Genomic DNA, 21,860 nt, shown 5'->3' with positions numbered 1-21,860 from the left:
GGGGAGCCGCCATGACCCGTCCATTTTCCATCCTGCTCCTCGCCACCAGCGCGCTGGCCCCGGCCGTCGCTCATGCCGGCGATTTGCCGACCGGCGGGCAGATCGTGCGCGGCGACGCCGCGATCGGCGCGCCGGCCAACGGCGCGATGACGATCAACCAAGGCAGCGATCGCGCGATCATCAACTGGCAGAGCTTCTCGATCGGCGCAGGCAATCGCGTCGATATCGTCCAGCCGAGCCGCCAGTCGGTCTTGCTCAACCGCGTCACCGGCGATGCGAGCTCGACCATCGCCGGGGCGCTCAACGCCAACGGCCAGGTGTTTCTGGTCAACCCCAATGGGATCCAGATCACCGCGACCGGCAGCGTCCGCGCGGCGGGGTTTGTCGCCTCGACGCTCGATGTGGCGGACGATGCCTTCATGCGCGGCGATATCGTCGTCACCGGCAAGGCTGGGCGGGTGAGCAATGCCGGGACGATCTCGATCGTCGCGGGCGGCTATGCGGCGCTGATCGGGGGCAAGGTCGACAATGCCGGCCTGATCGTCGCCCCGCTGGGGCGCGTCGCGCTGGCTTCGGGGAGCCGCGCCACGCTCGATTTGGCCGGCGACGGTTTCCTCCAGATCGCGCTGCCTGCCGATGGTGGCGCGGTCGGCATGTCGGGGCGGATCTCGGCGGACGGCGGCAGCGTGTTGCTGAGCGCGGCGAGCGCGCTCGATGCGGCGCGCAATCTGGTAAACCTTTCGGGCGTGATCGAGGCGCGCGGGGTGAGCGGGCGCAGCGGATCGGTCACGCTGACCGGCGACGCGGTCGCGCTGACCGGGGCGACCATCGATGTGTCGGGTGCCGGCGGCGGAGGCGAGGTGCGAATCGGCGGCGGGCGCCAGGGCGGCGGCGATCTGGCGCATGCGGCGACGGTGACGGTCGATGCCGGCAGCGCGATCCGCGCCGATGCGATCGGCAGCGGCAATGGCGGCGATGTCGCGATCTGGTCCGATCGCGCGACACGTTTCGCGGGCACGATTTCGGCGCGCGGCGCGGGCAGGGGAAGCGGCGGCGAGGTGGAAGTCTCGTCGGCCGGGCAACTCGACTATCGCGGCACCGCCGATCTGCGCGGCGCGCGGCTCGGCACCTTGTTGCTCGATCCCTATAATCTCACGATTTCCGACGACGCCGATGTCAATGCGCCGGGCTTCACCGCTTCGGGCAACGACAGCGTGGTCAACGCCACCACGCTGATCGACGCGCTTGCGCTGGGCAATGTCATCGTCTCGACCGGGACGGGCGGCGGCCAGGCGGGCAATATCACGCTGGCGACCAGCCTCGCCTGGGCCTCCAACGCGAAGCTGACGCTGACGGCGGCGAACGACATCATCCTCAACGGCGGGATCAACGCCGCGGCGGGTGGATTGGCGCTCGATGCCGGCGCGAATATCAGCGCCAGCGGCGATATTGCGCTCGGCAGCTTCAGCCTGCTGCGCGGCAATTGGCAGCAGCTCGGCGCGGCGCCGCCGGCATTCCACGCGGCCGATTTCAGCCTTGCCGCGGGCACCACCTTCCTCCGCGCGTTAGGCGGGACGGGCAGCGCGGCCGATCCGTGGCAGCTTGCCGACATTTATGGCGTGCAGGGGATCAACACGCTGCTGAGCGGCAATTTCGCGCTCGCCACCGATATCGACGCGTCCGGCACCGCGAATTGGAACGGCGGGCGCGGCTTCGTCGCGATCGGCACCAACGGCGCGGGTGTCGCCGCCAATGGCGGCAACGGTTTCACCGGATCGCTCGACGGCCGCGATCACATGATCAACGGGCTGAGGATCAACCGTGGTAGCAACGGCTTCGGCTATGGTCTGTTCGGCGTCGTCGGCGCAGGTGGCTTGCTCACCGCGATCGGGCTCGACGCGGCCAATGTCACCGGTGGGGGCGATGTCGGCGCGCTGGTCGGCCGCAACGCGGGTACGGTGCGGTTCGCGCGGGTTGGTGGGAGTGTGACCGGTCTTACCGCGACGGGCGGGCTCGTCGGCACCAACCTGGCCGGCGGAACGATCACCGATTCCTATTCGATCGCGACGGTGAGCGGCCCGCTCCAGCAAGCGAGCAATCTCGGCGGGTTCGTCGGGGAAAATTACGGGGGCATCGCGCGTGCTTATGCGCGCGGCGCGGTGAGCGGGTTCATCTATGCTGGCGGGTTCGCCGGGCGGAATGCCGGCGCGATCGATCAGGTCTATGCCACCGGGCAAGTGACCGGCGGCAATAGTGGCGGGCTGATCGGCTTTTCAGATTCGGGGAGCAGCCTCAGCAACAGTTTCTGGGACACCGCCGCCACCGGGCAGGGGTTCGCGCGCGGCAGCACCAGTTCCAACGCGGGCGCGCAGGGGCTCACCACCGCGCAATTCCAGGACAGCCAGGCATTCGCGACGCTGGCACGGGCGTGGAACTTCCGCACCGTCTGGGCGCCGCCGAGCGCCGGCTATTATCCCGAATTCTACCGCTGGTCGCGCGTGCTGACGATCATCCCCGATGCGGTGAGCCGCGTCTACGGCGATGCCAATCCCACGCTGACGGCGGGCTATTATGGTCTGCGACCCGGCGACACGCCACTGACCCAGGCGACATTATCGACCGCGGCGAACGCCGCCAGCGGTGTCGGCAGCTATACGATCGTCGCCACCGGCGGCTCGGCCGATCCGTCGTACCGCGTGATCAATTTGCTCTGCACGCTGACCGTCACCCCGCGCCTCCTGACGATCACGCCCGATGCGGTGAGCCGCATCTACGGCGACGCCAATCCGCTGACCGGCAGCGCGACCGGCACCGGGCTGGTCAATGGCGATACGATCACCAGCGTCCGCCTGTCGTCGATCGCGACCGGCATGAGCGGTGTCGGCGGCTACGGCCTCACCGCGTCGAACGCGGTCGGGTCGGGGTTGAGCAATTACGCGATCACTTATGTCCCGCTCGCCAACGGGCTGATCGTGTCGCCGCGCGCGCTGACGGTCACCGCCGATCCGGTGAGCCGCGTCTACGGCAGCAGCAATCCGGCGACCGGTACGGCGACGGGCACCGGGCTGGTCAACGGCGATACGATCAGCGCCGTCAGCCTGTCCTCGCCCGCCACCAGCATGAGCGGCATCGGCAGCTACGACCTCACCGCGTCGAACGCGGTGGGGACGGGGCTCGGCAATTACGCGATCAGCTATGTCACGCTGGCCGGCGGGCTGACCGTCACCCCGCTCGGGCTGACGCTGACGATCACCCCCGACGCGGTGACCCGCCTTTACGGCGACGCCAATCCGACGACCGGCACCGCGACCGGCGTGGGGCTGATCGGCAACGACCGGATCGACAGCGTCAGCCTCGCGTCGACCGCGACCCGCACGAGCGGGATCGGCAGCTACGATCTCGTCGCGTCGAATGCGGTCGGCGTCGGGCTCGGCAATTACACGATCAGCTATCAGGTGCTCGCCGGCGGCTTGACCGTCACGGCGCGCCCGCTGGTCATCACTGCCAATGCGGTGAGCCGCATCTACGGCGACGCCAATCCGCTGACCGGGGGCGCGACGGGCGTTGGGCTGGTCAATGGCGACACGATCAACAGCGTCAGCCTGTCCTCGCCGGCGACTGGCGGGAGTGGCGTCGGCGGCTATGACCTGACCGCCTCGAATGCGGTCGGGACGGGCCTCGGCAATTACGCGATCAGCTATGCCATGCTGGCCAACGGGTTGACCATCACGCCGCGTGCGTTGGTCGTCACGGCCAATGCGGTGAGCCGTATCTACGGCGATGCCAACCCGGCCACGGGCAGCGCGACGGGGGCGGGATTGGTCAACGGCGATGCGATCACCGCGGTCAGCCTGTCTTCGTCCGCGACGAGCGGCAGCGGCATCGGCGGTTATGACCTCAATGCCTCCAACGCGATCGGCACCGGACTGGGCAATTATGCGATCAGCTATCGCACGCTGGCGAACGGTCTGACGGTTACGCCCCGGACCCTGTACATTACTGCCGACAGCAAGAGCATCCTGGCCGGCGCGGCGATCCCGGCGCTGACCTATAATGTTCAGGGGCTGGTGAACGGCGATACGCTGAGCGGCAATCTCGGTACGACCGCGACGACGACGGCGAGCGCCGGATCCTATCAGATCAATCTCGGCTCGCTGGCCGCGTCGAAAAACTACAATATCGCGTTCACGACAGGGACTCTGGATGTGAAGAATACGACCGGGCCGTCGCCGACTATCTCCCCGGCAACCCTGCCCGGCCTCGATTTGCAGGGGATAGATATCGAGACCGCGCTGATGGCGGTGCAGAGCGACCGGGCGAAGCTTCTCGACAGCCAGTTGGCGCAGCAGATCGAGGATGTTCAGAAGAGGAGCGGGGAAATCGCGAGCCTGAACGATCAAATCACTGAAAAAACAATAGAATATCAGAAGAAGATTTACCTGGCGACCTCGAAATCGCAACAGGCGAAGCTCCAGAAAGAGCTGGAGGATATCGTGGCGTCGCTCAAAGTGAAGATCGATGCGCTGTCCAGCTATCAGCAAATTGACATGCTGCTGCTGCAAAGCCTGACCACCAAACGCAACGAGGCGTTCGAGGTCATGACGAAATTCCTCGAGAAAATGCAGAAATCCCGGCAATCGATTGCCGGCGAAATGCGGTGACGTCAGCCGTCGGCGTCGGCCGCTTCGCGCGGTCGCGCGGGGAAGGCGAGGTCGAGGTGGGTTCCCTCGCCTGAGGAATGCACTGCGAGTGCGCCGCCCATCGCCGCGGCGCGCTCGCGCAGGCTTTCCATCCCCGCGCCGGCATGACCCGCCCGCGCCGGCGCGATGCCGTGACCGTTATCGGCGATGCGCACTAGGACGTGATCGCCGTCGCGGATGATCTCCACCTGCGCCCGGGTCGCGCCGCTGTGGCTGAAGATATTGGTCAGCCCCTCCTGCAGAAACCGCAGCAGATTGAGCCCGCGCCGCCCGTCGAGCTCGAAATTGTCGACATTGCTCAGCCGCCAGTCGAGCTCGATCCCCGAGGTTTCAAGCAACTGCCCCGATCGATGCCGCAGCGGCGCGAGCATTTCGACCAGCCCGCCCTGATCGATCATCGTCTGGTCGATCACCAGTCGCAGATCGTTGCGCATCGCCTTGAGCATGGCGAGCGTCGCGTCGCCGGGGGCGGGACCGGGGGCATTTTCCATCCGCGCGATCGCGCTGACCAGCATCCCGCCGAACCCGTCATGCAAATCGCGCACGATCCGCAACCGCTCCCCCGCGCGCGAATGGGCGATCGCGAGCCGGTGTTCGCGCTCCAGCGTCGCGCTCAGTTCGGCGGTGGCGGCGGCGACTTCGGCCTGCAATTCGGCGTTGAACTGCTCGATCCGGCGCGTCGCGCCGACCAGTCGATAGGCGACCGCGAAGCTGCCCCCCAGCAAAGCCAGCATCGCCGACGCGCCAAACAGATAGCTATCGCCGCGAATCCAGTCGAAATAGAGCGCAAGATCGTGCGCCGAGGCCAACACCGGCAGGCTCTGGCATACGAGGAGCGCGATATTGTCCGGCCGCGGCACGCGGATCGCATGGCGCGCGAACCACGCCACGCCGGCGTAATAGAGCAATACCCCGGCCAGATGATAATAACCGACATAATGGCCCGCCATGGGCGGAGCGACGATGCCGATCATCGTCGCGATAAGACAGGCGGCGGCAGCCCAGCGCTCCACCCGCGGATAAAATGCATCGCCGTAGCGGAGGAGAAAGGTCGCAAAGGCGGCGCCGGCGAGCATATTGGAGATGCCGACGAACATCTGCCACCCGTCGGTCGTCTGGAACGGCCAGATTTCCCGCGCGACGAAATTATTATAATAAAGCGAGGCGCAGAATTGTGCGACGGCGATCCAGCCGAACATCCCGTCCCGCCGCCTCAGCAGCCAGATCAGCAAGAACAAGGCCGCCATCGTCAGCGCGGCGACGATCGAGATCAGCTTCAGGTCGTAATTGACGAAGGTGGCACGGCGGAATTGAGCGTCGATCGCCGCGGGCGCGCCGATCTCGATCTTGCCGAGCCCCGGCTTGTATCGCGCGAGGCCCGAAACCCGGATCGTCAGCAGGTTTTCGCCTTTGCGCAATGTCGGTGCACTCAGCAGGAAATATTGCGGCATTGCCCAATGCCGCGACAACGGCTCGGTCAGGTGCCGGTCGCGCGCGATCAGGCTGCCGTTGACGTAGATCGCGCCGGCGAGCGTGACCTGATCGACCATGATCGCAACCGGGCGGCGCGCATCGTCTTGTCGCCAGCGCAGGCGATACCAGGTGACGCCATCATGCTCGGGCCAGCGCGCCGCCCACAGATCGGGCAATTGCACCCTGGTCCAGCCGGTGGGCGGCGGCGCAGCGCTGTCCCAGCCGGCCGGTACCGCTTCCGCCTCGGTCAGCGCCGTCGGCAGCGTGCCTTGGTCGCGGAGTGCGCCGAAGGCCAGCACAAGACACAGCGTGATCAGCGGGATCAGCAGCAACCGGGCGCGCAGCGTCACCCGAGCAGGCCCAGTGATTTCGCCTTGAACACCGCGGCGGTCCGCGAACTCACCGCCAGCTTGCGATAGATCGTCTTGGCGTGGGTCTCGATCGTCAGGCGCGACAGGCAGAGCTCGTCGGCGATCTCGCGATTGGTGCGGCCGAGCGACACGAGGTGCAGGATTTCGCGCTCGCGCGTCGTGATCTGGCTGGTCGACGCTTGTGGCGCGCTGGCGGCATGTTGCTCGGCGGGGAGGAAGGTGAGGATCTGGCGCGCGATCGCCGGGTCGATCGGTGCGCCGCCGCGCTGGATGCTCCGCAGCAGCAGATCGAGTTCGACGTCTTCGCGTTCCTTGAGCAGATAGCCGATCGCGCCGCTGCGCAGCGCGTTGATGACGACGGATTCGCTGCCCCAGGCCGAGATCACCACCGTCTGGATGCTCGCTTTGCGTTCGTGGAGTTCGGCGATCAGATCGCAGCCATTGCCGTCGGGCAAACCGATATCGATCAGCGCCAGCGCATAATTGCTCCTGACCAGCAGCGCGCGCGCCTCGGCGAGCGTGGCGGCGGTGTCGATCGCGGCATCCGGCCCCTCGATGCCCCTGACCAGGCGCCTGATGCGAAACTGGATCGCCGGATCATCCTCGACGATCAATGTCGGCGACAGCGCCGTTCGCCCGTCTTGCACCCCATTTCCTTTGCAACCCCGTCGCGAGCGTCACAGCATTATGCCGGGCGTCGATCAAGCGCCACGCGCCGTCATCGTGGTTGCACATGGCGCTCGACCCGCGATTGAGGCAAACAGCGTCGCAATGGCGGATTTCGCATCAGATCCGGATTCCGACCTGTTGTCCGCCGCGGTCGATGGCGACCGGCGCGCGGTCGAGGCGCTGCTACGCCGGCATTATGACCGCATCCACGGTCTGGCGTGGCAGTTGACCGGATCGCGCAGCGACGCGGACGATATCGCACAGGATGTCTGTTGCGTTCTGGTCGAGAAAATCGGCGGGTTTCGGCGCGAGGCCAAATTCAGCACCTGGCTGTGCGGCATCGTGTTCAATGCGTGCCGCGATTTCCGCCGCCGCCGCCGGTCATTCGCGGGGTTTACCGAGCGGCTGGCGGTCGTCGTCGGGCTCGCACGCGCGCCCGACGGGCGCGACCTCCACGACGCGATGTGGCTGCGCAGCGCGATCGCACGGCTGAAGCCGGCCTATCGCGATGCGGTGGTGCTGGTCGCCGGGCAACAGCTCAGTCACGCCGAGGCGGCCGAGATTCTGGGCATCGCGGAGGCGACGGTGTCGTGGCGGATGCACGAGGCCCGGCGGCTGATCGCCATCGCGCGGGGAGAGGACTGAAAAAAATCTCATGGGGGTCCCAAGGATTCGCCGGGGAGGCGCGTCCCAGTGATTGACGGGCGGTTTTGCCCGCCATTGTCAGGGAGACGTCCATGCCTCGCTTCCAACCAATCCTTGTCCTTGGATCAGCGGCCGTCCTGCTCGCATCCTGCGCTGCGCCGTCGGCGCCGCCTCCGCCGCCGCCTTGGTCGGCGCCCCCGCCACCACCGCCGCCCCCGCCGCCGCCGCCGCAATCGTCGCCGGAGGCTGAGATGGTCGTAACGGCCGCGCGACTTCCTTCGCGTGGCCGCCATGCCGGCGCGCCCGTCGGGGTCGTCCAATCCTATGCGGCACCAGTGCCGGTGCCGCGGGAAACCTATCAGCCGCGGCTTCCCGCCTACCACGATGTCGGCCGCGACCGCTTCACCGCCAAGGACGAAAACCCGTTCAAGCGGGTCGGTGAGGATCCGGTGTCGACCTTTTCGATCGATGTGGACACCGCGTCCTACGGCTTCGTCCGCGCCTCGCTGAACCGCAATGTCCTGCCCCAGCCGGCGGCGGTGCGGACCGAGGAGATGATCAATTATTTCCCCTATGATTATGCGGCGCCCGCCTCGGCGGAACATCCGTTCAGCAGCAATGTGGCGGTGTTCCCGAGCCCGTGGTCGGCCGGTCGCAAGCTGGTGCGGATCGGGATCAAGGGCTTCACGATCCAGCGCGCCGCGCGGCCGCGGGCCAATCTGGTCTTTCTGATCGATACGTCGGGGTCGATGAACGAGCCCAACAAGCTGCCGCTGGTCCAGCAGTCGCTGGCGATGCTGCTCGATCAGCTTGCGCCGGACGATCGGGTGGCGATCGTCACTTATGCCGGCAATGCCGGCGTCGCGCTGGAGCCGACCGCGGTGAGCGAGAAAACCCGCATCCGCGCGGTGATCGACCGGCTGACCGCCTGGGGCGGCACCGCGGGCGCGGAGGGTATTCGCCAGGCCTATAAGCTGGCCGAGCAGAACCTCGATCCGAAGGGCGTCAATCGCGTCATCCTTGCCACCGACGGCGATTTCAACGTCGGCATCACCAACGAGAATGAGCTGAAAGGCTATGTCGAGCGCGAGCGCGGCAAGGGCGTGTTCCTCTCCGTCCTCGGCTTCGGCATGGGGAATTACAATGATGCGATGATGCAGACGCTGGCGCAGAACGGCAATGGCGCGGCGGCCTATATCGACACGATCAGCGAAGCGCGGAAGACGCTGGTGGACGAAGCCAGCTCGACGCTCTTCCCGATCGCCAAGGATGTGAAGATCCAGGTCGAGTTCAACCCCGCGACCGTCTCCGAATACCGGCTGATCGGCTATGAAACGCGGATGCTCAATCGCGACGACTTCAACAACGACAAGGTCGACGCGGGCGATGTCGGCTCGGGCCAGACGGTGACCGCGCTCTACGAAATCGTGCCGGCCGGCGGGCCGCGGACGATGGACGATCTGCGCTATGCGCGACCGGCGCCGGTGACCGCGAGCGGCGGCGAATATGGCTTTGTGAAAATTCGCTACAAGCTGCCGAAATCGGACACCAGCCTGCTGATCGCGAAGCCGATCGACCGTGCCGCGGAGGTTTCGCTCTTCGCCGATGCGCCGCAGGATGCGCGCTTTGCCGCGAGTGTCGCCGCCTTTGCCGAGCTGCTGCGCGGCGGGAAATACAGCGGGACGATGAGCTATGACGAGGTGATGAAGATCGCCAATGCGGCGAAAGGATCGGATGAGTTCGGCTATCGCGCCGAGTTCGTCCAGATGGTCCGAACCGCGAAAACCGCCGCGGCGCTGCCGCAGCTGGAACGTTGATCGCGATGCGGCGGCGATATTCCGTCGCCGCCGCATCACAGGATATTCGACCGGCCGGCAAAGGGGCGGTATAGGGACGCCAGATGCGCGCCAAGCCTTTCAGATGGGTCGAGATCCTCCGCTTCGTCAGCAGCCGGAGCCGCTGAATGGCGGAGGACGACGATCTCAAGGCCGTGTTGCCCGAGCCCCCGCCGCCCGCGCCCGCCCGGCGAGAGGCCGCGATCGAGCGCGCGATGCGGCGGTTCGACGGAAAGCCACCGCTTGCCGAAGCGCCGCCGCGTCGCGGCCGCCGCGCCGGCTGGTTCCAACGGCCGCAGGTCGGGGCGCTCGTTGCAGTGGCGCTGATGGCGGTGATCGGCGTGCCGGCCGCCTGGGTCACGATCGAGCGCTACGATCAAGGGCCGGGCGAGCAGGCAGCATCGCCGGCGCCGGCTCCGGCGCCCGCCGTCACCGCGCCGGCCGGCGAACTCGCGCCGAATGCCGCCGCGCCTGTTGGCCCGGCTATGCCCAAAGAGGTGGCAAGCACCGGTCCGGCGCCGGAAGCCAAAACCCCTTCCAGCGTGCCGGAGACGCCCTCTGCGCCGTCGCCGGAGGCTTCGGCTTCCCGGCCGCCGGAGGTGGCAGCGGAGACGCGCGAGAGGGCGAGGGTCGCGTCGCGCGCGTCATCAGGGTTTGCGATGTCCGCCGCGCCGATCGTGGCTGCGGCGCCACCGCCGCCTCCTCCTCCTCCTCCTCCTCCGCCGCCGCCGCCGCCGCCGCCGGCGCCAGGCCGGCACATGGAATCATCCCAGGCGGATGGTGCTTCGGATATTGTCGTTACGGGTGCGCATGCCGCGCCGTGGCGATCGCGAAGGGGGGATTGGAATGCCTGTACGGTGGACGATCCGAGTCGTGATTTGTCACTGTGTCGCAACTTCGTCGGTGCGGGCCGGCGCGGCCCCGCCGGGGTGGCCGGCGCGCATGTCGCGGACGGCCTGACGCGCGCCTGGCAGGGCGATATGAGCGGGGCGATCGAGGCGTTCGATCAGGCGATCGCGATCGCGCCCAAATCGTCGCAGGCGTATCTCAACCGCAGCATCGCTCATGCGCATGACGGCGATGAGGAACGTGCGCTCGAGGATGCGGATAAGGCAATCCGCTACGCCCCCGGATCGGCGACCGCTTATTTCAACCGCAGCCTCGTGCTGCGCGGCATGGGCAAGACGAGCCGGGCGCGGGCCGACGAGCGCCGCGCGGTCGAACTCGATGCGAGCTACGAAGACATCCTGCCGCGATGATCGGATTTCCCCGCGGGGCCTGGTGCCGTCGCGCGTCCTGCCGCTGGTGACCCCTACGGGACTCGAACCCGTGTTTTCGCCGTGAGAGTACTGATTTTAAAGCATTCTGGATGCGCTCGGACACGTTCATGTCTATTTTAACTAATTATAATAAATGGAAAATATCCATGACCGTCCGATTTCGTCCGAGGGGGTATATTACACGATTTTACACGATTTTTTTTCCTGCTACAACGACCAGGTTCCGGCGCGCGCGGCCGTAACTTCCCGCGTCAAGCGGTATCCGGATGCTAGCATTACGTAGGTGCTCGATGAGTAGGCAGGTCCAGGAAGCGAATCTCCAAGTTCGAGCGGCTCGACAAAGGCTCAGGGCGAGGGCGGAGCCGTATTGGCGCGCGCTCGAAGAGGGGCGTCACCTGGGATACTTTAAGGGTCTGAAGCGCAGCAGATGGGTCGCGCGGATGCGTGTTCCGTCCGGCGACGAGCTTGTCTATTTGACCTATCGCCTCGCGTTGTGTGACGATTCCGAGGAGGCCGACGGCGATCGAATCCTCAATTGGAGCCAGGCAAAGCAGAAGGCTGAACATTGGTTTGCGTCACAATTGCGCGCGGGTTCAAAAACCCGCATCGGCCCGCAAACCATCAAGCTGGAGGAAGCGGCGACCGCTCTAAACGAGTTGACTGTGAAGGAGGCAGTGGATGCCTACGTCACCATGCGCGACGCGCGCGACAAGGCGAGGATTGGGCGCGCTGTAAAATCGGATGCCCATCGATTGAAGCTGCACGTGCTGGAGGGCAGTGAATTAGGCCATTTGCCACTCGATTCTCTTTCGGAGGACAACCTCCGCGCATGGACCGATGGGCTGGCCGATATGAAGGCCAGCACACGCAAACGGCTGGTGAATGATTTCAAGGCTGCACTCAACGACACGTATCGCCGGCATCGAAAGGTTCTGCCGCCGGATTTTGCGATCATCATCAGGCACGGGCTTGTCGCGCAGTCCGTTCCGGAAGGTGAGGCCGATTCTGGCGTGCGCGAAAATCAGATTTTGACGGACCAGCAAGTCGCTAGGCTGATTGCGACGTCGATGTCGCTCGACCCGGATGGGGATGCGGCTCGGGTGATCATATTGCTGGCGGCGACGGGCGCGCGCTTTTCGCAACTCCGTCGGATGCAAGTCCGGGACGTACAATGCGATCAATCGAGGTTGATGGTCCCGCCATCGCGGAAAGGAAAGGGAAAAACGGTTTCCCGTATCCGCGTCCAAGTGGGGGCCGATGTCCTTGCTGCCCTGGAGCCTATCCTCGTTTCGCGCCCCGCTTCCGCCACGCTTTTGGAGCGCTGGCGACATAAGCAGACGGCACCGGCAACCTGGGTGCGCGCGGATCGTGGAGCATGGCAAACGGCGTCGGAACTGACGCGATTCTGGAAGAAAGTGGCGGATCAGGAAAATCTGCCGAATCTCGTGCCCTATGCGCTTCGACACAGCTCGATCGTCAGGGGTATCAGAGTGGGTCTTCCCATTCGGCTCGTGGCGGCATTGCACGATACCTCTGTCGCAATGATCGAACGCCATTATTCAAGATGGATTACTGAGGGTCTCGATGATTTGGCCGCAAAGGCAGTAGTACCCCTAATTACTATGACTGACGCCGCTGTCTCGGACAGCGAGGCCGATTCAGGTCCCGATTAGTGGTCTCAACGCTCTTGCCTTTCACACACGTTGCTCTGCTGGATTAGCTCAAATCGCTTGGCGCCCCCTCAGGCCGACAATCTCAAGAGTCTGACGGGTCGCGGCGTTTCGGCGGTTGTCGTTGAAGATGAAGTGCTCATCGGCAAAGCCGAGATGTTCGGCACTGCCGGCATTGCCCCGCTGTCGGCCGAGATGACGGCCGCTATCGAGAAGCTGCGCGCTAGCGGGCAGACTAGCATAATCGCGCGCCGCTACGATAAAGACCTTGGCGCGATCGGCCTGCTCGATACGCCGCGGGAGGCGGCGAAGGCTACGCTCAGAAATCTGCGCGCGATCGGCATCAAACGGATGGTTATGATTTCGGGCGATCATCAGCGAGCAGCCGATGCGATCGCCATGGAAGTCGGCATCGATGAGGCATGGGGTGACCTTATGCCGGAAGACAAGGTTGAGGCGGTCAAGAAGCTCCGCGCCGAAACCAAGGTCGCCATGGTTGGTGACGGCGTTAACGACGCCCCAGCCATGGCGACGGCGACGGTAGGGATCGCCATGGGCGCCGCCGGGTCGGACGTGGCCTTGGAGACGGCCGACGTGGCTCTGATGGCAGACGATTTGGCACATTTGCCATTCGCGGTCGGACTTAGTCGCAGCACGCGCTGGGTCATCCGCCAGAACGTGTTCGTGAGCCTCGGCGTTGTCGCATTCCTCGTGCCCGCGACGATCCTCGGGCTCGGTATCGGCCCTGCGGTCATGATGCACGAAGGGTTGACCTTGCTGGTCGTCTGCAACGCGCTCCGGTTGCTCGCCTATCGGAACAAAGGGAATACGTAATGAGCAACCGGCTCCCCAAATTGGTCTGTATCGCCTACCGATAGCTGCTGTTAACCGCGCGTGGAGAAACACTCTCAACCGGCGCGGGATTTTAGCCCCCGATCGGCGAACACATCGCCTCAAAATCGGGCGGCAAAATTTTCATTGCCTCGTCCACGATCGCGCGGATCGGCCGCAAAGGATGATCAGCCGGAACCCGAGCCTCGCAACTCATATAGGAAAACAAACCCGCCGTTTACCTGTCGCCGCCGCGCATCGCATCGCCCTCTCATCACCCCGACGATACTGAATCACCCTAAACCTCATCGGGGAAGGCTTTTTTCGCGCCCTGTTAGACCAACCAGGCATTAGTGGTCGCAATGAGCAGAAGAACGCCAAGCGCTCCGCGATAGATGACGAATGGCCAAGCGGAGAATCGCTCAAGGACCCGCATCAGCGCCCAAATGGCTGCGAATGCAGAAACGGACGCGACAACCAGTCCGAGGGCCAAAACGGACCAGCCCTGTGTGTCGAGATGAGCTTTGTTCAGCTCCGTTAACTCCTTCGATCCGGCGACAGCGATCGCCGGGATACCCAGCAGGAAGGAGAAGCGTGCCGCCTCCTCGCGCTTGAAGCCAAGGGCCAAAGCCGCAGTTAGGGTCGAACCCGATCGCGAGACGCCAGGAATCAAGGCACCAACCTGAGCGAGCCCGATCAGAAGCGCATCGACAAGCGAGGAACTCTCGACGGTCCGGCGATGACGGGCCGTGATCTCGGTCATCGCCATCAGGAGTGCCATGCAGAGACAGGCCCAGCCAATCACCGTAAGACTGCGAAGGGGCGAGTTGCATGTGTTGAGGCTGTTGGACAGGAGGGCACCCGCCAGCACGATCGGGACTGTCGCAAGAGCGATCCAGATCGCCAGACGGAAATTGGGATCGGCGAACTGCCGACGGCTGATTGCCGATATAGAACCGACCACCAGGCGGCGAACGTCCTGCCAGAAATAGCTGATGACGGCAGCGAGCGCGGCGAGCTGCATCGCGGCCGAAAAAGCGGAGCCGGGATCTCGCCATCCCAACAGGGCGGGCACGATGCGCATATGGGCCGTCGAGGAAATCGGCAGAAGTTCGGTGATACCTTGCACCACTCCCAATAGTGCGACCTTGGCATAGCCCAGTGTCACGAAACCCGTGTCGACCCCTGCGGCACATTGTCCGGTCATATCAGTGCATTCCTCCTGGGTGTTGGATGCCCGTAGATCGTCGCTTTGCTGTCCTGGATAATCGGATTATCGCACTCGCTGATCTCGACCGACAAGACGCATGCCATTGAGAACGACCAGGAGCGACGCTCCGACATCCGCCGCGATCGCGCCCCAGAGGGACGCCATGCCAATCAGCGTCAGGCCTGCGAACACGAGCTTCACCGCCAGCGAGAAGCCAATGTTCTGCCGGACGATGGCGAGCGTCGCCCTCGAATGCCGAATGAGCCACGGCAGACGGGAGAGGTCGTCCTGCATCAGTGCGATGTCCGCTGTCTCGATCGCCGCATCGCTGCCAATCGCGCCCATCGCGATGCCAAGACCGGCGCGCGCCATGGCCGGCGCGTCATTGACGCCGTCCCCGACCATCCCGACATGGCCGTGTTGCGCTACCAGGCTTTCTATCGCTTCGACCTTCTGTTCGGGAAGCAACTCGGCGTGGACCTCATCGATACCGGTATTGCGCGCGATGGATTGGGCAGGCGCGTGGCCATCGCCAGTCAACATCACGACCCGGGCGATGCCAAGTTCATGCAGTTGCGCGACGATCTGTCTGGCCTCGGGACGCACCGCGTCACCGACCGCAATAAGTCCGATGACTGCCTCCGCTTTACCGACGATGATCCCGGTCAGACCAGCTGCGGCTATCCGATGCAAATGGGCGGTGAGCGCATAATCGCCAGCGTCCTCAAGTCGCTCTACAAGATAGCCCGGCGATCCGACCCAGGCCTCGCGACCGTCGATCGCACCAACCACGCCTTTGCCGGGCAATGCTGTCACGGACTTTGCGGGGACCACGTCAACGCCGCGTTCCGCCGCGGCATCGAGGATCGCACGCGCAATCGGGTGCTCGCTTCGCGCTTCGATCGCAGCCGCGATCGCCAGTAATTCAAGCTCGTCTCGGCCGTCAAACGGGACCAGCTCGACCACCTTGGGACGCCCAAGCGTGAGCGTGCCCGTCTTGTCGATGGCGATCGCGGTGATGCGGGCCGGCGTCTCGAGATGGACGCCACCCTTGACCAGCACGCCCTGTCGGGCTGCGCCGGTCAGCCCCGCGACGATGCTGACCGGGGTCGAGATGACCAGGGCGCAAGGGCAGGCGATGACAAGCAACACCAGCGCCTGATAAAACCAGGCGGCCCAACTGCCCCCGAGTAGAAGCGGCGGCACGAGGAATACCGCCAGCGCCAGCGCCATCACGACGGGCGTATAGATCCGCGCGAAATGTTCCACCCACTGCTCGGTCGGCGCCCGTTTACTCTGCGCTTCGCCAACCATGCGCACGATACGGGCGAGCGTCGTGTCGGAGGCCGGCCGGGTCGTTACGATCTCGATCGCTCCCATGCCGTTGATGGTTCCCGCAAAGACCGTTGCGCCTTGTGCGACGGTGACGGGGACGCTCTCGCCGGTAATCGGCGCCTGATCGACCGCGCTCGTCCCCGCAACCACGCGCCCATCGAGCGGAATCTTGCCGCCAGGCGGAACTATCACCTGCGTTCCGACAGCGACGTCCGCGACCGGCACATCCTGCTCGACGCCTGCGGCATCCCGTATTCGGGCGGAGTTGGGCGCGATGTCCATGAGTGCCGCGACGGCACGGCGAGCACGTCCGAGGCTCCATGCCTCGAGAGCAAGCGCGAGAGCGAAGAAAAAGGCGACCGTCGCGGCTTCGAACCATTGCCCAATGCCGAGGGCGCCTGCCACCGCGACGATCATGAGCAGGTTCATGTCGGGCCTGAGCCGTCGCGCGGCGAGGGCGGCCTTGGGAGCGACGTATCGGACCGCCGAGAGGATCGCCAGCGAGTAGGCGAGCATGGCCAGGAGGGGAGGGTGGGCCTCGCGCGCGAGGCTCTCGTGCAGCACCGCAGCGAGGCCGCTCGCACCGGCATGGATCGTGAAACCCACCACGACCAACACGCCACTGGCGATCGTCAGCACCGCCTGAACGCGGCGCCGACGTTGCTCGCCTTGCGCACCGGCGGTGTTTCCACCTTCTTTCCAAGGTTCGGCGCGCATGCCGGTGCGTTCGACCGCCTTCAATATTCCGGCGTGATGCACGGCATCGGACGCACCTGCGACCGACATGCGGCCATTGATGAGATCGAACGAGAGGTTCTCCAACCCGACGACCGGCCCGACTTCGCGCTTGAGAACCGCGACTTCGTCACCACAGTCCATGCCGTGGATCTTGAAGATGACGCTATCCGGAGGATCCGGACGCGCCTGTTCGACGGGTGGCCGGTCGCCGGAACAGCCGCTGCACTCATCAGCAGTCGTTTCATCCTTTTTGGTGGCGCCAGGCGCTTGCCATTCGGCTGTCATCCCGGTGGTCGACACCGCCGCGATCACTGCCTCCACCTCGAGGACCGCCTCGACTTCGATGTCGAGGAGTCCGCGCTTCGGCTGGAACGACAAATGCCGCTCGTCGAAGCCAAGGGGGAGGAGGGCCTCCTTGAGCAGGCGCACCTCATTCTGGCAATCGAGTCCGCGGATCTTGAATCGCAATTGGCGCTTCGTAGCGATAGCGCTCGCCTCGGTCGGCTCGATCATAACGTCACCTCGACTTTTCGACATGACATCCTCTATAAAGTCTGAAGTCACTAGAGGGTCAACCAATATGTCCGTCGAGCCGCTCAGCATCGGAAAGCTCGCGAAAGCGACCGGAACGAAGGTCGAGACAATTCGCTATTATGAAAGCGTCGGATTGCTTGCGCCGCCGGCTCGGACGAAGGGCAATTATCGGGCTTACGCTCCACAGCATCTCGCGCGGCTCAGTTTCATCCGCCGGGCTCGCGCGCTCGGTTTCTCGATCGACCAGGTGCAGGAGCTTCTCAAGCTCGCCGACCAGAAAGACATCTCGTGCAAAGCCGTGGACACGATCGCGCGCGAACATCTTGCCGAGATTGACCGAAAGCTTCGGGATCTGAATACACTCAGGTCCGAATTGAGCAGCGTGATCGTCCAGTGCGGGCACGGCACCATTTCCGAATGCCGCATCATCGAAACATTGGCGCCGGTTTCCGTGGCGGGCGGCTAGATAGGTTGACGGCCTCGAGCCGGCTCCACGATCAGTCACGCTAATGCAAATAACTCGCAAAACAGCTTGACCCTCTAGCGGCTAGAGGGTCTAAAGGAAGCGGATGTTTACGTCCGCGAACAACCCCCGCACCTTGTCGATTCGCGTTGGAGCGTTCTCGTTCCACCGCGTGACACTCCGCATCTTGGCCGTCCTTGGTGCGGCGACCTTTGCGCTGGGCACGAGCGCGATCGCCCATGCTGATACGGCGAATGTCCAGACTGCATGGCGGCTCCTCGACTATATGGCAGTCGATTATGGGGGGGCGGTCTCTGGTGGCAAAATCAGGAGCGCGTCCGAATATAACGAAATGACCGAATTCGCGGCGTCGGTTTCGGCGCGTCTCGCGACGTTGCCGCAAACACCTGAGCGAGCCAAGCTCATTGAAGGGGCTACCCGGCTCCAGGCCGTTATCGCCGCGAAGGGCGCACCCGAAGAGGTTGCCCGCGTCGCGCATGGCCTCGCTGCGGATCTGCTCAAGGCCTATCCGGTGCCGCTCGCGCCGAGCAAGGTGCCCGAGCTTGCCCGCGGCGCCACCTTGTTCGCGCAGAATTGTGCGAGTTGCCACGGTATGACCGGGGATGGTCGCGGGCCCGATGCCGCGAAGCTAACGACCCCGCCGATCGCTTTCAGCGAATTAGCACGCGCGCGGCAGCGCAGTCCCTTCGCGCTCTATCAAGTCATCGACCAAGGCATCGACGGCACAGCGATGCAAAGTTTTGCGAGCCTGCCAGGCGACGATCGCTGGGCGCTGGCCTTCTATGCCGGTCGCTTCGCCTTTTCCGATGCCGCCGCGACGGAAGGCGAACGACTGTGGAAAGCCGATCCCGGCCTCCGACAACGGATTCCCGACCTGACGGCGTTGGCAGGGCTGACTCCGGAAACGCTCGCCAAGAGCATTGGGAGCGGGCAGGCCGATGCAGTTATTGCTTACCTGCGCCGCCACCCGGAAGCGGTCGTCCAGCAGGCTCCCGGCTCACTCGATGTGGCGCGCGCGAAGCTTGCACAGAGCCTCGCCGCCTATCGGGCGGGCGATCGCCACGCTGCCCAGGAGCTGGCGCTGTCGGCCTATCTCGACGGATTTGAGCCGCTCGAGCCGATGCTGACTGCGCGTGACGCAACGCTCATGGGTCACATCGAAAGCGCCATGGGTGAGTTCCGGGCCTCGCTCCAGCAAGGCCGCCCCGCCGACGAAATTGCCACGCGCGTCCAGGTGCTGGGCGGCTTGTTTGACGACGCCGACGCCGCCTTGTCCCCGGACGCGGCCAGTAGCGCATCGACCTTCTTGGGGGCCTTCACCATCCTGCTGCGCGAGGGGCTCGAAGCCCTGCTAATCGTCGTCGCGATGATCGCCTTCCTGCGCAAGGCGGAGCGACCTGAAGTGCTGCCCTATGTCCATGGCGGCTGGATCGGGGCGCTGGCGGCCGGCGGCGTCACCTGGGCGATCGCGACCTATGCCATCGGGATCAGCGGCGCGAGCCGGGAGCTTACTGAAGGGTTCGGATCGCTGTTCGCGGCTGTCGTCCTACTCTCCGTAGGGATCTGGATGCACGGAAAGGCGCAAGCGGATCAATGGCAACGCTACATCCGCGAAAAGATGTCGCACGCGCTGTCGCGGCAATCGGCCTGGTTCCTGTTCGGCCTGGCCTTCATCGTCGTCTATCGCGAGGTGTTCGAGACGATGCTGTTCTACGCCGCGCTCTGGACCCAGGGAAATGGCGGCATGATGCTGGCGGGTGCCGGCTCGGCAGTAATGCTGCTTGGGCTCGTCGCCTGGGCTATGTTGCGCTACAGCCGTGATCTGCCGATCGCGAAGTTCTTCGCCTATAGCGCGTGGCTGATGGCAATCCTCACCATCGTGCTCGCCGGCAAGGGCGTCGCCGCGTTGCAAGAAGCGGGCATCATCGACATCGCGCCGCTCGCGGGTGGAATCCGCGTCTCTATGCTGGGTATTTTTCCGACCGTGCAATCGATCGGAGCCCAACTTCTGACGCTCGCCGCGCTGGTAGCGGGTTTCATGGTCAATCATCGTCGCGCGGCCGTGACCACGAGCTGATGGCGGTGCGACCAGACCATAGCCACCACCGAGACCAACCGAGGTCCGACGAACACGCGCGGCCAGCTCGTGTCGTATGGGAGTATGCTTCTTCGCAGGCGAGTAGATCTTCATGCTCCGTCTGATCTCGGTCGCTCGTCGCGCAGGCCGATGTGAGACGATCACTTTGCCGCATCTCATAGTCTAGGTGCATCGATATCTAGCATGACGTTGGCGCGCGTCGTAGGGTCCGAGGCTTGATCCTCCGTAATCTGAAGGGTGTCTCTGCTCCCCCCTGTGACGGCAGGACCCGGCCTGGATTGAAAGGCTGACGAGATGGTCGCAAGCGAGTTGGTTACCCGGCGCGAGATCACCGGCGCGGTTCTTGGTTGCACCTGTGCCATGGCTGTGTTGCCGCTCAAGCCTGTCTTCGCGACAGCAGCGGCCCTGGTTTCTGATTGGAACGGGTTTGCCAAGCCGCCTCGTTGGCAATCCTTCAACCTGATCACAGGCGACACAATTGTCCTCCCGAGCTACGTGGCGGGCATCTCCGTCGATGCCATTCTCGACAGCGGTAGCGCAGCTTCGATTGTCAGCACCTCGTTGGCCGCGAGACTTAACCTCGCTTCGACCGAACAGGTGATGATTCGCGGTATTGGTGGTCGGGCAAGCGTACAGCTCGCGCGCAACGTCGAGCTCACGCTTGCTGGACAGCCGCGCCGTCTTCCCTTTGTCGTCATAGCCGACCTGGAAGCTGTCTCATCCGCAATCGGCCGGCCGGTCGATGTGGTGCTCGGGGAGGATATGCTTGTCGAGCGCTGCATTGCCCTGGAATTCGCGAGCAGCCGAATTTCAATTGGTGATAGCGGCACCTTTTCCGGTGGTCGGGGTTGGCAGAGCATTTCTGTTGCGCATGGTTCGAATCGCGAGTTGCTCGTGGTCGCTTCCGTAGCCGGGCTTCCCGATACGCCCATGCTCTTCGACTTGGGCAGCTCGACCGCGCTGATGCTGGATCGCGCATATGTTGAGGAACACCGACTTCTGGACGGGGTCAGACAATCGACGGCGGCGATCGGAGGGGTGGATGGTACTAGGCTGGCCGCTGCCTTCATTGCGAACGAAGTCAAACTGGGCGGATTCCCCGTCCGTTCGGTGCCAACCCTCGCTCCATCAAGCTGGGCCTCCAAAAGTGCCCTTGGAAGTATCGGGTTTCCTCTGATCTCTCAATTCGATGTCGTGCTCGATGTTTCTGGGGGGAAGATATGGTTGCGACCGGCGCGGCGCGGGTTGCCGATGCTCGAGGACCACAGCGGCTTCGGGCTGGCACCGGGTGGCAATGAACTTTCCATCGTCCATGTCGCGGCCAACAGCCCTGCCGCAAGCGATGGCTGGCGGGCAGGGGATCGCATTCTGGCCATCAATGGCCATCGTATCGATGCATCCTATATCCGAAGCCAACATTGGCGGTGGCGCTTCATGCCCCCCGGAACTCTCGTGATATTGCAAGACCAGGCCGGACGCATGCGCGAACTCCGTCTTGTCGATTACTTTTAGGCCAGGCTTTCCGCGCCCACGGACGCTCAGGTCGCCGAGATCACCGCCATCATCCCAAAGGCTGGCTTCAGGTTATGCGACCGCACCGCCTGCTGGCATCACCCGCCGAATAGCCGGCCGATGAGCAGCGCGCTGGCGGCCAGATAGCAGGTGAGCGCCGCGAGCGCTGTCGTCGCCATTCCGAACGCCCGGGCACCGGCACCGTCGCTATAGCAACGGTAGAAGCTGAGCCGACCAATCGCGAACAGCACGTCGGACGCGATCAGCAGTGCCAGCCAGCGGCCGCCCGCGACCGAGGCCAGTAGCAGATGCGCGCCGACACCCAGGAATGCCTGCTCCAGCGTATTCTGCAGGAAGGCAACCTTGACCGCGAGTTCAGGGCTCGGCGGTCCCTTGGCAGCTCCTCCGATGTCGGCGGCCGACCGATAGCGCGCGCTCGACACCAGCCGGACTGCAACCACGACAACGGCAAAAT

The 21,860-nt window shown here is 64.5% G+C and carries 13 protein-coding genes and 2 pseudogenes; 9 read left to right on the top strand and 6 right to left on the bottom strand.

The window, feature by feature from the left end; all coding sequences use genetic code 11:
- The first annotated feature begins 11 nt into the window (after positions 1-11).
- Positions 12-4,661, top strand: a complete 4,650-nt coding sequence (locus tag BGN95_RS07655; RefSeq protein ID WP_286772178.1) for an MBG domain-containing protein — start codon at positions 12-14, stop codon at positions 4,659-4,661.
- Between the two features lie 2 nt (positions 4,662-4,663).
- On the opposite strand, the gene BGN95_RS07650 is transcribed toward BGN95_RS07655, so the two are convergent.
- Both BGN95_RS07650 and BGN95_RS07645 read right to left on the bottom strand, forming a co-directional pair.
- Positions 4,664-6,523 carry a sensor histidine kinase gene (locus BGN95_RS07650; protein ID WP_286772177.1) on the bottom strand — a complete coding sequence of 620 codons (1,860 nt, stop codon included), beginning with the start codon at positions 6,521-6,523 and terminating at the stop codon, positions 4,664-4,666.
- Positions 6,520-7,191 (bottom strand): response regulator, encoded by a 672-nt coding sequence (locus BGN95_RS07645; RefSeq protein WP_286772176.1) that lies wholly within the window; start codon positions 7,189-7,191, stop codon positions 6,520-6,522. The genes BGN95_RS07650 and BGN95_RS07645 overlap by 4 nt, the downstream gene beginning before the upstream one ends.
- Before the next feature lie 124 nt (positions 7,192-7,315).
- Between BGN95_RS07645 and BGN95_RS07640 the strand changes: the two genes are divergently transcribed.
- The 5 genes and pseudogenes from BGN95_RS07640 to BGN95_RS07620 all read left to right on the top strand — a co-directional run.
- The gene (locus tag BGN95_RS07640) at positions 7,316-7,858 is read left to right on the top strand and encodes an RNA polymerase sigma factor (protein WP_265270357.1); all 543 of its coding nucleotides are present in this window, start codon (positions 7,316-7,318) and stop codon (positions 7,856-7,858) included.
- 251 nt (positions 7,859-8,109) lie between these two features.
- Positions 8,110-9,675, top strand: coding sequence for a vWA domain-containing protein (locus BGN95_RS07635; RefSeq protein WP_286772175.1), 1,566 nt, complete (start codon positions 8,110-8,112; stop codon positions 9,673-9,675).
- A gap of 335 nt (positions 9,676-10,010) precedes the next feature.
- Complete coding sequence (locus BGN95_RS07630; protein ID WP_286772174.1) at positions 10,011-10,952, top strand: tetratricopeptide repeat protein; 942 nt, start codon at positions 10,011-10,013, stop codon at positions 10,950-10,952.
- A 461-nt stretch (positions 10,953-11,413) separates the two neighbouring features.
- A complete protein-coding gene (locus BGN95_RS07625) occupies positions 11,414-12,646 on the top strand; it encodes a tyrosine-type recombinase/integrase (protein WP_286772173.1) in 1,233 nt (410 codons plus the stop codon).
- Between the two features lie 66 nt (positions 12,647-12,712).
- Positions 12,713-13,477 (top strand): annotated as a pseudogene (locus BGN95_RS07620) (HAD-IC family P-type ATPase); the annotation flags it as partial.
- A gap of 97 nt (positions 13,478-13,574) precedes the next feature.
- Here the strand turns inward: BGN95_RS07620 and BGN95_RS27230 are convergent.
- The 3 genes and pseudogenes from BGN95_RS27230 to BGN95_RS07610 all read right to left on the bottom strand — a co-directional run.
- Positions 13,575-13,691: pseudogene (locus BGN95_RS27230) on the bottom strand (IS5/IS1182 family transposase); the annotation flags it as partial.
- 117 nt (positions 13,692-13,808) lie between these two features.
- Positions 13,809-14,681 (bottom strand): undecaprenyl-diphosphate phosphatase, encoded by an 873-nt coding sequence (locus BGN95_RS07615; protein ID WP_286772172.1) that lies wholly within the window; start codon positions 14,679-14,681, stop codon positions 13,809-13,811.
- A 66-nt stretch (positions 14,682-14,747) separates the two neighbouring features.
- Positions 14,748-17,270 carry a heavy metal translocating P-type ATPase gene (locus BGN95_RS07610; RefSeq protein ID WP_286772171.1) on the bottom strand — a complete coding sequence of 841 codons (2,523 nt, stop codon included), beginning with the start codon at positions 17,268-17,270 and terminating at the stop codon, positions 14,748-14,750.
- Between the two features lie 67 nt (positions 17,271-17,337).
- Here BGN95_RS07610 and BGN95_RS07605 point away from each other — a divergent pair, with 67 nt between their 5' ends.
- From BGN95_RS07605 to BGN95_RS07595, 3 genes are all read left to right on the top strand, one after another.
- Positions 17,338-17,757 (top strand): MerR family transcriptional regulator, encoded by a 420-nt coding sequence (locus BGN95_RS07605; protein ID WP_286772170.1) that lies wholly within the window; start codon positions 17,338-17,340, stop codon positions 17,755-17,757.
- A gap of 103 nt (positions 17,758-17,860) precedes the next feature.
- Entirely contained in the window at positions 17,861-19,852 is a 1,992-nt protein-coding gene (locus tag BGN95_RS07600) for a cytochrome c/FTR1 family iron permease (protein ID WP_286772169.1), read from the top strand.
- Positions 19,853-20,167: 315 nt separating this feature from the next.
- On the top strand, positions 20,168-21,385 hold the full coding sequence (locus BGN95_RS07595) for an aspartyl protease family protein (RefSeq protein WP_286772168.1): 1,218 nt from the start codon (positions 20,168-20,170) through the stop codon (positions 21,383-21,385).
- 98 nt (positions 21,386-21,483) lie between these two features.
- Here BGN95_RS07595 and BGN95_RS07590 read toward each other — a convergent pair.
- Positions 21,484-21,860 (bottom strand): MAPEG family protein (locus BGN95_RS07590; protein WP_286772167.1); only part of this gene is annotated, 377 nt, incomplete at its 5' end.

This window comes from Sphingomonas sp. 66-10 (assembly GCF_001897045.1).
GTDB lineage: Bacteria > Pseudomonadota > Alphaproteobacteria > Sphingomonadales > Sphingomonadaceae > Sphingomonas > Sphingomonas lycopersici.
Note: the sequence above shows the minus strand (reverse complement) of the source record. Positions and strands in the feature narration are given on the sequence as shown.